Source organism: Microcoleus sp. F10-B2, from assembly GCF_036704965.1.
Taxonomy (GTDB): domain Bacteria; phylum Cyanobacteriota; class Cyanobacteriia; order Cyanobacteriales; family Microcoleaceae; genus Microcoleus.
Window position 1 is genome coordinate 37785 of sequence record NZ_JAUBTB010000006.1, and the last position, 12212, is coordinate 49996.

Annotated in this window: 4 protein-coding genes; 1 reads left to right on the top strand and 3 read right to left on the bottom strand. The window is 46.5% G+C overall.

From position 1 onward, the window contains the following. Positions 1-37: 37 nt before the first annotated feature. The gene (locus QUA99_RS03880) at positions 38-4846 is read right to left on the bottom strand and encodes an amino acid adenylation domain-containing protein (protein ID WP_333234833.1); all 4809 of its coding nucleotides are present in this window, start codon (positions 4844-4846) and stop codon (positions 38-40) included. A gap of 306 nt (positions 4847-5152) precedes the next feature. Here QUA99_RS03880 and QUA99_RS03885 point away from each other — a divergent pair, with 306 nt between their 5' ends. Beyond that, positions 5153-6253, top strand: coding sequence for an alpha/beta hydrolase (locus QUA99_RS03885; RefSeq protein WP_333234834.1), 1101 nt, complete (start codon positions 5153-5155; stop codon positions 6251-6253). 181 nt (positions 6254-6434) lie between these two features. Here QUA99_RS03885 and QUA99_RS03890 read toward each other — a convergent pair whose 3' ends face one another. Both QUA99_RS03890 and QUA99_RS03895 read right to left on the bottom strand, forming a co-directional pair. Beyond that, positions 6435-7871 carry a PepSY domain-containing protein gene (locus QUA99_RS03890; protein ID WP_333234835.1) on the bottom strand — a complete coding sequence of 479 codons (1437 nt, stop codon included), beginning with the start codon at positions 7869-7871 and terminating at the stop codon, positions 6435-6437. Positions 7872-8208: 337 nt separating this feature from the next. Next, positions 8209-11544, bottom strand: a complete 3336-nt coding sequence (locus QUA99_RS03895) for an amino acid adenylation domain-containing protein (RefSeq protein ID WP_333234836.1) — start codon at positions 11542-11544, stop codon at positions 8209-8211. Positions 11545-12212 lie beyond the last annotated feature (668 nt).

A 12212-nucleotide genomic window follows, 5' to 3' on the forward strand; every position in this document is an offset into this window, starting at 1 on the left:
ATTTATCGAAATTGCACCCGTTCAACCGCCTTAATTTTTATTTAATTTCTTGATTAAAAGATGATAGCTTCCTCCGCCGACTGTCCCGAGAAATCGCAACTAAAGCAGGAGCTTTAATATTAGCCTCGCTCTCTTTTAAACTTTCCACAATCTTAGATAATTCTGCAATTGTCGGTGCTTCAAAAACGCGGCGCAAAGGCAACTCTACCGCGCAAGCATCTCGCACTCTAGAAACAAGCTGAGTCGCCAGCAGCGAATGGCCTCCCAATTCAAAAAAATTGTCCCGGATACCCACTCGCTTTATCCCCAAAACCTCAGCCCAAATTTTCACTAAAACTTCCTCAATAGAAGTATGAGGCGCAACATAACCGCCAGCCCATTCTAACTTAATCGGCTCCGGTACAGGCAAAGCGAGGCGATCGACCTTTCCGTTAGCCGTCACCGGTAGCGACTCCAGCACAACAAAAGCCGACGGAATCATATATTCCGGCAGTTTTTCTGCTAGATAAGCCTGCAACTGTGGTACTAATTTACGCGCTGCTTTAGCTTGTAAGGGATTGTTAGCATAAGAGCGCCAAGGACGCAAGTTATCGCTTCTGGTTTCTGGCACAAAATCTCTGGTTTCGCCCCGTGCAAACACTACATCGTAGCGCCCTTGACCGTCGGAATTAGACCAACTAATATTAACATTATACGGAACTTCCAAAGCATACCACGCTTCGGGATCGACTCCTAAATCATCGATTTTTTCCACGGCTTTCTGCAACTGACCTGCAGTTGAAAATTTATCGACAACAGACAGCAACTCTGCCGCCTTAACTGCTGCCGTTACCCGCGCATTAGGCACATTAGCAATTCTTAAAAGATCGAGTTGATTTTGCAATAATATTTGTTGCACCTTGGTAACAGTCAGCTTCTGATTTTCGTCCAACCAATCCAGCAGTTTTTCGGCGCCCCGCTCCCCTTTTGGCGATGATTTGGGGCGTGCTGTTTCAGACGCAATATGCAGAATAGCATTGTACCGAAAATCTGTTAACTCATTGTGATAACTACCGCGAATTAATTGAATCTCTACGCCGCCAATCTGCGGAAAGCGGTGCTTTAATGCGCTAAAAAACTCTGGTTCAATAACTAACTCTGTTTCTTGAAAAATTTGCATTTGTACTCGCTGCTGCAACTGTTGGCCCGCGAGAGAAGGTTCGGCTTGATACAGTTGTACCGAAGCATGAAAAGCTGCCAGCAACGGCAAGCTGCGGACATCTCCGATGAATATAAAGCCGCCGGGGGCAGTTGCTTTCACGGCACCTTCTAGCACCTCCACGAGATAGTCGATAGTCGGGAAATATTGCACGACTGAGTTGAGAATCACCGCGTCAAAAGCTGCTGTCTCTACTCCTTCAAAGTCTGTCGCCATTTTCTGAAGCAGCGTTACATTAGTTAACTGTTGATTTGCCAAGTGCTGCTGAATATAGTTGAGCGAAATAGGTGAAAAGTCTGTGCCGCAATATTGAGTGCAGCGAGAGGCAATTTGGAACAGCAACAAACCTGTGCCGCAGCCAATTTCTAACACTCGGCTAGGCTGCAAAGCTAAAATTTGGGCTGCTTGATTGTTCGCCCAGTCGCGCATCTGTTCTGCTGGGATTGGTTGATTAGTATAGCTGCTATTCCAGCCGACAATATTAAATGTTGGATCTGAGTCAACTGCAGGTTGATTGTAAGTTTCATTGTAGAGCATTTGCCACTGCAAAACCTGTTCGTCCTGCAATTGCATGATTTGGTTTTTTTCGCGGGCAACGCTATATTCAGGATTCAGGGCAATATAAGCTACTAAACGTTTATCTCCCTGTCCATCTTCCGAAGCTATTGCTACAGTTTGCTGCACGGCGGGATGTTGAGTTAATACTGTCTCGATTTCTCCTAATTCGATGCGGAAACCGCGAATTTTTACTTGTTCGTCAATGCGTCCTAAAAATTCAAGGTTGCGATCGGCTCTGTAGCGCACTAAGTCGCCGGTTTTGTAAAGTCGCTCTCCTGAATTTGGTTTAAAAGGATTGGGAATAAAGCTTTGTGCGGTTAAATCAGGGCGGTTGAGGTAGCCGCGAGCGAGTCCGTTTCCGCCGATGTACAATTCGCCAACAACCCCCATTGGTACGGGCTGCAAATATTTGTCTAATATGTAGATTTGAGTGTTAGCAATGGGGCGGCCAATTGTCGGGGCGATCTCTGTTTGCTCTGTTGCAGGAATATAACCGGAAGTTGTGACGACGGTGTTCTCGGTTGGGCCGTAATTATTTACTAGCTTAAATGGATGGAATTTTAAAGGATGTTGTTGCAGTTTTTCGCCGCCTGCGAGCAAGATTCGCAACGCTGTTGTTTGAGGCCAATCTAATAGCAAAACTTTCTCGGCTAAAGGTGTTGGCAAAAAGCTAATTGTAATGGCATTTGATACTAACCAGTTTTGGAGTTTTTCAGGATCTCGCCTGATGTCATCTTCTGGAAAGTAGATGCTAGATCCGGCGGCGAGATAAGGCCAAATTTCCCACCCGCAAGCATCAAAGCCGATCGCTGCTATTTGCGTTGCTCGATCGCCCGCTGACACCCCAAACTCTCTTTGATGCCAAAAAACGAGATTTAACAAGCTCCCGTGCTCAATTTCAACTCCTTTCGGCTTTCCCGTGGAGCCGGAGGTGTAAATCGCGTAAACCAGATTTTCTGCTGTGACTGCGCTGGTGGGATTGTCGGCGATTTCTTGGGAAATCATCTCCCAGTCTGTGTCTAAACAAACTATCTGTAAATTGGGCGAGCGCAATTTCTCTACCCATTGCTGCTGAGTTAACACAACAGATAATTGAGCGTCCTTTACCATCAAGCTCGATCGCTCAGCAGGATAGCTCGGATCTAAAATTAAGTAAGCTCCTCCCGCTTTCAGGATACCCAACATCCCCACGATCAGATCGAGCGATCGCCTGCAGCAAAGCCCGACTAAAACTTCCGCCCCAACCCCCATTTTTTGCAGATAACGTGCTAGTTGGTTGCTGCGGAAATTGAGCTGCTGGTAGGTGACTCGCTCCTCTCCAAATACCAGCGCCACCGCATCCGGTGTCCGATCTGCCTGCATTTCAAATAGCTGATGGATGCACAAATCTTGCGGATAATCTGCCTGAGTATTGTTGCATTCAACTAACAACTGATAGCGCTCTTGGGCGCTCAAATATTGCAAGTTGGCTATGCGCTGTTCGGGATTTGCCACAATGCTTTCTAACAGAGTTTGAAAATGCCCGATCAGGCGCGCAATCGTAGCTTCATCAAATAAATCGGCGCTGTAAATAACCATGCCGCTGATGCCCTCGGAGCTATCAACCCACAGCTTATTGCTGGGCGATTGGTTGCTTCCCGAGCTGTTGGGCGATCGCTCCCACAAATGAAACTCCAAATCAAACCGCGCTGTACCCACATCTAACTGCTGCGGGCTGAGTGTTAATTCTGGCAATTCTAACCGATTCCCCGGCGCGTTTTGCAGCGCAAACGCCACCTGAAATAAGGGGTTTTGGTTCAGCGCGCGATCGGGGTGCAGTTCTTCTACTAACTTCTCAAACGGCAAATCTTGGTGAGCGTAAGCTCCTAATGCTACCTCTTTGACTCGGTTTAAAAGTTCCCGAAAAGTTGGATTTCCCGACAAATCTGTACGCAGCACCAAACTGTTGACAAAAAAACCGATTAATGCTTCTATTTCACTGCGGTTGCGATTGGCGATCGGCGAACCTACTACAATATCTTCTTGCTGCGCGTAATGGTAAAGCAGCGTTTTAAAAGCTGCCAGCATTGTCATAAACAGCGTCACTCCTTCGCGCTGGCTCAACGTTTCTAAAGCCTCGCTCAGTTGTTTTGGCAGTTGCAAAAATTGCCTTTTGCCTCGGTAACTTTGAATTGCTGGCCTGGGGCGATCCGCAGGCAAATTTAGCATAGAAATGCCGTTTAACTGCTGTCGCCAGTAAGCAAGCTGCGTTTCTAAAACTTCCCCTTGCAGCCATTCGCGCTGCCATTTTGCAAAATCAGCGTACTGGATCGATAAAGCCGGTAAAGGCGAAGGTTTTTCGCTAGCCAATGCCGTGTAAAGCGCGCCTAATTCCTGAATAAGCACTCCGATAGACCAACCATCGGAGACAATGTGGTGCATATTCAGCATTAGTAAATATTCGGCATCATCTAACTGCAATAATGTGACTCGCAGCAACAAGTCCTCGGACAAATTGAAAGAGCGTTGAGCTTCCTGGGCGGTGAGCCGGTTTGCTTCAGTTTGTCGAGATTCCTTTGGCAAGTTTCGCAAGTCCACTACATTAATTGGAAGGTGAAAAGCAACAGCTATTCTCTGAACAGGTTGGCCCGAAACTACTGCTAAAGTCGTGCGTAAAGCTTCGTGGCGGCGCACAATTTCATTGAAGGTTTGTTGCAGCGCCGCAAAATTGAGCGAACCTGTCAAACGCAATGCTGCTGGAACATTATAGAAGGGATTGTTCGGGACTAATTGGTCGAGAAACCACAAGCGCTGCTGTGCAAAGGAAAGCGGTAGATTTCCGTCTCGCCCCGTAGGAACAATCGGTGTAGGAGTGAAACTAGAAGTACGATTAGCTGCTTTTAAAAATGAAACTATTTCGGCTTTTTTCTGAGAAATTTCGGCGCGCAGTTCGGGTGTAATAATTCCTTCGGGAGCGTTGCAGCGCAGGATCTCGCCCTCAACAAAAATATTAATATCTAGACTGCGAAGGTAAGATAAAAACTCAACTAACTCCACCGTGACAGAATCTCTGGCATTTGCCGATGAACTCGATATTTTTGGATCGGGCATTTTGAGTCATCCTATCAATCGATTTTAGATTTTAGATTTTAGATTTTAGAATTGAAGCATTGACCCCACAGATAAATTCGGGGGCAACTTTCATCGGATACAGGTTTTTTATTTCTGGACGGATGAATCCGAGGGCTTGTATCCTGGATGCTTTCGGTCATTAGTTGGGCAAATCAATAAAAGAAATTCCACCAGCACACAAATTAAGAGCTTAACTTACCGCTTGCTTACTGTGGCCTAACCTGAGTATGATCCTGTTTGAATCCGCAACCAAAATCCTACCAAAGGTTTCAGCTTATGCCGTTCATGCCCTTCAATTTCCTGTTCCTATGGCTGGTGGGACTGCTGTCCGTCGGGGTACTTGGCGGAGGTATATACATTATTTACGAATGGTACATCGGCGCACTTGTAGGGATTTCCTACTTAGTCAGCGGAGTGTTGATGGTTCTTTGGTCTGTTGGCGGCCGCTTTATCAGTTTGCCGCTATTCCGCCGCCCCGGTGCTGACGAACCGAAGCCGACGCGGACGGGTACGGTGCAGCGGGTAGAGAGGCCTGATGGCACTATTTTACAAGTAGAATTCTACGGCCCAGAGGACGGACAGCCGATTATTCTCTCCCACGGTTGGGGGCCCAACAGTATGGTTTGGTATTACGCGAAACGGCAACTAAGCGATCGCTTCCGAGTGATTGTTTGGGATCTTCCAGGTTTGGGAAAATCCACTCGACCAAAAAACAGCGACTACTCCCTAGAAAAATTTGCCCGCGATCTCGAAGCCGTCATTGCCATAGCAGGAAATAAACCTGTTATCCTACTCGGACACAGCATGGGCGGCATGATTTCTCTAACATTCAGTCGGCTTTTTCCAGAACTTCTCGGTAGTCGAGTAGCTGGTTTAATTCTGGTAGATACCACTTATACTAATCCCGTCAAAACCGCTATTTTTAGCGGCTTATTACGCGCTTTGCAGAAGCCGCTGCTCCAACCTATCCTCTATCTCACAATAGCTCTGGAACCCATTATGTGGGGAATGACTTGGCTGAGCTATCTCAATGGTTCACTGCACATCAGTGTAGAATTATCGGGATTTAAAGGCACTGAAACGCGCGGTCAATTAGAGTTTTCCGCTTTCTTATCAGCCTTGGGTTCTCCCGGCGTTCTCGCTCGCGGCACATTGGGAATGCTCAAATTTGACGAAACAAAAACTTTGCGATCGATTGACATTCCAGTGTTGGTGATCTGCGGCGATTCAGATATCGCCACTACTCCCCCAGCTAGCCTGCGAATGAAAGCAGAATTACCTCAAGCAGAGGTAGTTACTATACAGAAAGGAGGACACATGGCATTAATGGAGCATAACCAGCAGTTTGCCGAAGCTGTTAGGGCATTCTGCACTGAAATTTCGTGACTAAAAAGGTGAGTTAAAATCCTGTAGGTTCTGGCTGGGGATACCTTAAAATTCGGCGTTGCACAAAAGGAAAATTGTAGCGAAAATGTTGGGCGGAGTGAAACGGAGGGTTCGTTCCCTTGGGGCCCAACCCACGCACGATTCGGTCTAGTTCCTAAACCTCCTTCTCACCCTCCCACCTTTAACTGAAAATGCGCTTGAGGGCAGGAATACGAGCCAACACGAAATAATCCAACAGCAGAACGGTGACGAGTGAAAGTCCTACAAGCGGGAAGGCAATCCCTAAAACAGCAACGATTGCGAGTGGCACTTTCCATCCCTGAACATGGGTGGGCATTGCAGGCGCACCGAGCCAACCCGCCCCTTTCGGACGGCGCTGCCACCACATCACCGTACCGCTGACTGAAAGCACAATCAAAATTAACGCTGCAAACAACATCAGCAGTTGATTGCTCAATCCAAAATATTTGCCCATGTGAATGGAAATTCCCATTTCTACGGCTTTGGGTATTAACCCGTAATCCTTCCACCGCACATCTGCTAACACTTTGCCACTGTATCTATCGATGTGCAGAGTGACTTCTTGCGCCGGATTGTTGGGAAATGCCGAAACAGTGTACACACCGGTTTGGGATTCTGGAAAACTAACACTAAATCCAGGGGGTGCGCCTTTTGCTCGGGCTAAAGTTACAACAGAATCTAGATTTACGGACGTACCAGCAGGAGTTCCCCTGATAATTTCGTTGTGTCCTGAATGATGCTCCTTTCCAGGCTTACTAGATTTGGGAATTGGTAATTGCTCTACTGCCCAAGGCACAATTAGATTGCCCTGTTGATTGAGCGAGCCTGTGAGTGTTGTTGATTGAGGCACGTTATCCCACATTTGTGCAGGATAGTGACTCGACAAACGAGCGAAGGTATCTCCCCAAAAACCTGTCCAGGGTAGTCCGCTAATGATGAGAAAGCCAATTAGCAATACGCCATAAAATCCCGAAACGGCGTGTAAGTCCCGCCAAAATACCCGCTTGTTCTGGCTCCACACGCGCGGAATTAATGTTCCTAAAAAATTTACTTTGTGGCGAGGCAACCATAAATATAATCCGGTAATTAGCAAAATCAGTCCCCAACAGGAAGCAAGCTCTACTAAATAATCTCCCAATTTTCCGATCATCAGTTCGCCGTGAATCTTGCGGGCGATCGCTTGGAGATTATTATTTTCATCGCGATCGCCTAAAATCTCAGCCGTATAAGGATTCACGAAAACGGCTAGTGTTCTTTCATCTTCAGTCGCGATCGTCACTTCAGCACTGCGATTAGACGCAACGCTCGGCGTAAATTTTGTTACTTTGGCATCAGGATAAGTTTGTTGAACAACTGCCACCTGTTGAGTATAAGGCATCACCACATCCGCAGGCTGCACAAACATATTCTGGTGATACATCGCAGCATCTAATTGCGGTTTAAACAGGTAAATGATGCCTGTGATTGACAAAATCAGCATGAAAGGAATAACAAACAAGCCTGCATAGAAGTGCCACCGCCAAACGGTGCGATAAAAACGATTACTGGGAGGTTCAGCAACCAGTGAAGGGTTCAAAACGCTGTTCAATTTACTCATTGTCTTTTGCCAAAATATCGAAAAACAACCATTATTCTATACAATTATGAACAATGTCAAAAGACAGGCTGTCAAACAGAGTTGCTGCTTCTAAAGTTTTTAGCCGCCAGTAATCTTGATCGAGATTTATTCAACAGGGAAAGTAACTAAAGACCAGTCTATTGCAATACCGTTCAGTTAAGGCTGCCTATTTTTTTTTAGCATCAGCGATGCTCAATCTTTACTCCATCAGGGTTTGAGGAGGGTTGTCATCCCCTCAGCGAAAAAGATTGAGGTTGCTGCAACTAGGGCGTCATTCCACAAAACCATCAAAATCATCCCGCAATTATGCAAGCCCTTAAAATTCCACATCTTCGCGCTCATTTTCCTCTGTTCTGGGAGTATCCAAACCTTTCGCAGCCCAGCGCATTGTTTCCATGTATTTTGCCAGACTCGCCACAGTCGGGGCCTCAAACAAATTGCTGACCGATAACTCGACTTGCAAAGCGTCTCGAATGCGAGAAATTAACTGAGTTGCTAGCAGGGAATGCCCGCCTAGTTCAAAGAAATTATCGTAGATACTAACTTGCTGTTTTCCCAAAACTTTAGCCCAAATTTTCGCGATCGCCTTTTCGATCTCGGTCCGAGGCGCTACATAATTTTCTGTTATATCCTCGCTGTCTGTATCTAGATCGGGCAAGGCGCGGCGGTCTACTTTGCCATTAGGCGTCAGTGGCATATTCTCCAACACTGCATAAGTTGCAGGAACCATATATCCTGGTAACTTTTCTTTCAAAAACTGGCGCAAGTCACTTGACTTAAGATTGGGAATTTCTAATTTTTCATTAATGCCGTCAGGAATAACATAAGCTACCAAATGTTTATCGTCGGGGATGTCTTCCCTGACAATTACTACTGCTTCGCGCACTTGTGGATGCTGGCACAAAGCCGCCTCAATTTCTCCCAACTCGATGCGGTAGCCGCGAATTTTTACTTGGTCGTCAACGCGGCCTAAAAACTCGATGTTGCCGTCAACCCGATAGCGACCTAAATCACCTGTTTTATAAAGGCGGGAACCAGATTTATTGCTAAAAGGATTGGGAATGAATGCAGCAGCGGTTAAATCCGGCTGGTTGAGGTAGCCTTTCGCCAGTCCGTCACCGCCGACGTACAATTGACCTATAACACCGATCGCCACCGGCTGCAAATCCGCATCGAGGAGATAAATTTGCGTGTTGGCGATCGGGCGGCCGATGGGAATAGATGTTGCGGTTTCGGGTACGTCTTGCACGCAATAATAAGCCGAAAATGTGGTATTTTCTGTAGGCCCGTAAACGTGAATTAATTTAGTGGTTGGCTTTTGTTGGAGAACTTTTTTAACCCATCTCATATCGACGGCTTCTCCGCCAAACAGCAAGCAGCGCAGCGAATTAAAAGCTTGCGGTAAAACTCTAGCAATTTGTTGAAATAAGGCAGTTGTTAAAAACAAAACTGTGATGCCTTGTTGGCGCAGTTCTAAGGCTAAATCGTGCGGCGAAAGAGTAATATTTGTGCTAATTCCCACGAGTTGAGCGCCGTTAAGCAAGGCTCCCCAAATCTCGAAGGTGGCTGCATCGAATGAAGCGTTTGATGCTTGGGCAATTTTATCGGTAGGTTCTATTTTTATATAGTTGGTGTTGAGTACCAGCCGATTTACTGCTTTGTGGGTGACAGCAACTCCCTTGGGTTTTCCGGTTGAGCCAGATGTGTAAATAACGTAAGCTAGGTTGTCTGCTGTTGCGGTGTTGGCGGGATTTTCGGCGCTTTCTTTGGCTATGTCTTCCCAGTCGCGATCGAAGTAAATCACCGAGTTTGAGAAGTCTCGGAAATTCTCAATCAATTTATCCTGAATTAGCAAGACTTTAACTCGAGCATCTTCCAGCATCAAGTTTAGCCGATCGCGCGGATAGCTCGGATCTAACGGTAGGTAAGCCCCTCCCGCTTTCAGTACAGCCAACATCCCGACAATTAGGTCGATCGATCGTTCTGCACAAAGCCCCACTAAAACCTCCGCCCCCACGCCCAGTTTTTGTAGGTAGCGCGCCAGTTGGTTGCTGCGACTGTTGAGTTCTCTGTAAGTGAGGTGCTGGCCCTCGAAAGTTAGGGCGACATCCTCCAGATGCTGCTGGACTTGCTCTTCAAATAACTGATGAATGCACTTATTTTGAGGATAATCTGTGCGAGTATCGTTCCATTCTCTGAATAATTGATTCACTTCATCCTCGCTCAATAAAGGTAAGTTAGCGATTCTTTGTTCTGGATTAGTCACAATGCTTTCCAGCAGCGTTTTAAAATGCCTCAGCATTCGGGCGATCGTAACTTCATCAAATAAATCCGTATTGTACACAGCTAAGCCTCTGAGACCTTCCGAATCTTCCCAATGTTCGCCGTACCTGCTCCTAAAATTATCGGAAGCTTCCCACAAATACAGCTCTAAATCAAAGCGCGTTGTTTGAGTCTCCAAAGGAAAAGAACTCAACTTTAATTCTGGCAATTGTAGCTCGTCCAGCGGCGCATTTTGCAGCCCGAATACTACCTGAAACAGCGGGTGGCGATTCAACGATCGCTCTGGGTGCAATTCCTCGACTAGCTTCTCAAAAGGCAAATCTTGGTGAGCGTAAGCTCCCAGGGTTACTTCCCGCACCCGGCCCAAAAAATCTCGAAATGTCGGGTTTCCCGAGCAGTTTGTTCGCAGCACTAAAGTATTGACAAAAAAACCGATTAATGCTTCTATTTCGCTGCGGTTGCGATTGGCGATCGGCGAACCTACCACAATATCTTCTTGTTGCGAGTAGCGGTAAAGCAAAGTTTGAAATGCTGCCAGCACTGTCATAAATAAAGTCGCTCCTTCTCGCTGCGAGAGCGCTAAAAGTGCGTCCTTCAAGTTTTTTGGCAGTTCTAAATATTGAGTTTTTCCGCGATAATTTTGCCGAGCTGGTGCAGGGCGATCTGCGGGCAAATTTAACACAGAAATTCCGTGCAATTGCTGCCGCCAATAAGCTAGCTGAGTTTCTAATACTTCACCTTGCAGCCATTCGCGCTGCCACTCGGCAAAGTCGGCATATTGAAGCGATAATTCTGGGAGGGGAGATGGCTGTTGATTTATAAATGCTGTATAGATAGCTTCTATTTCTCGAATTAGCACCCCGATCGACCAATCATCGGAGGCTATGTGGTGCATATTGAGCAAGAGAATATGCTCGGTTTCTGTCAGCCGCAGAACGGTGACTCGCATCAGCGGCCCGGTGGATAAATTGAAAGGGCGAAGAGATTCTGCTGCGGCGAGTTTCTTTGCTTCTGTTTGCCGTTGTTCTGGCGGCAAATGTTGCAAGTCTAATACTTTTAAATTAGTCTTGAAAGTGGCAGATATTATCTGCACTGGTTGGCCTGATACCGCTGCAAAAGTGGTTCGCAAAGTTTCGTGTCGCTGCACTATTTCGTTGAAGGTTTGCTCTAACGCTGTTAAGTTGAGGGAACCCGTTAAGCGCAGTGCTGTTACTACATTATAGAAAGGGTTTTCCGGTGCGAATTGGTCGAGAAACCACAAGCGCTGCTGGGCAAATGAGGCGGGAAACACAAAGACTTCGGCTTCTGAGGAAATATTCAGTTTTTGTATATCGCTTGTAAAGGAATTGTCATAAATTTCGGATGCCATATCTGTTGCTCTTGGGAGATGAGATGTGTTAATTTTTTGATGGCGCGGGGTGGCTTTTTGACCGACAGCATCCAGGATACAAGCCCGCGGATTCATCCGTGGAGAAATAAAAAACCTGTATCCGAGAAACTGGCCCCCCGAATTTATCCGTGGGGTCAATGCTTCAATCTAAAATCTAAAATCTAAAATCTAAAATCGATTGACGGTGCGATCGCCTCTAAAAACTTTCGCGAGCAAAAGATCGGAACCTTTAATATAATAAATCTGGGTGCGGGAGTGCGGGAGAGACGCGGGCAAAAAAAACCCGGTTTCTGGCTGTACGATCGAGTTATCCGTTGAGGGGCTAGGAGTGCCACCCCCCAATCAAATTTAGTCGCGGAAGGGGTCATTAGGCTTGTGATTCGGGTGCAATCGGGTGAGTTAGATGTGAGAATTTCCGGGAGCAATCCGTAGAGAGGTCAAGCTGTAGTATGATTTCTAATTGCACAAAGTGTTCTTGGGGCGATTTCTTGCGGGATAGCTTCGCTTCACGCAAATTTTTCACATCTCCAAGTGAGCGACTACTATTGATTAAACAGTGTTCGCAATCTTTTAGATCGACTCACTATAACTTGCGACCTGATTTGCCAAAATACTTAAGAACACTGAACGTGCAGTTTAAATTAGAG

Coding starts and splice junctions, on each gene's coding strand:
- QUA99_RS03895 (WP_333234836.1), bottom strand. CDS start 11,544: ATGGCATCCGAAATTTATGACAATTCCTTTACAAGCGATATACAAAAA.
- QUA99_RS03885 (WP_333234834.1), top strand. CDS start 5,153: ATGCCCTTCAATTTCCTGTTCCTATGGCTGGTGGGACTGCTGTCCGTC.
- QUA99_RS03890 (WP_333234835.1), bottom strand. CDS start 7,871: ATGAGTAAATTGAACAGCGTTTTGAACCCTTCACTGGTTGCTGAACCT.
- QUA99_RS03880 (WP_333234833.1), bottom strand. CDS start 4,846: ATGCCCGATCCAAAAATATCGAGTTCATCGGCAAATGCCAGAGATTCT.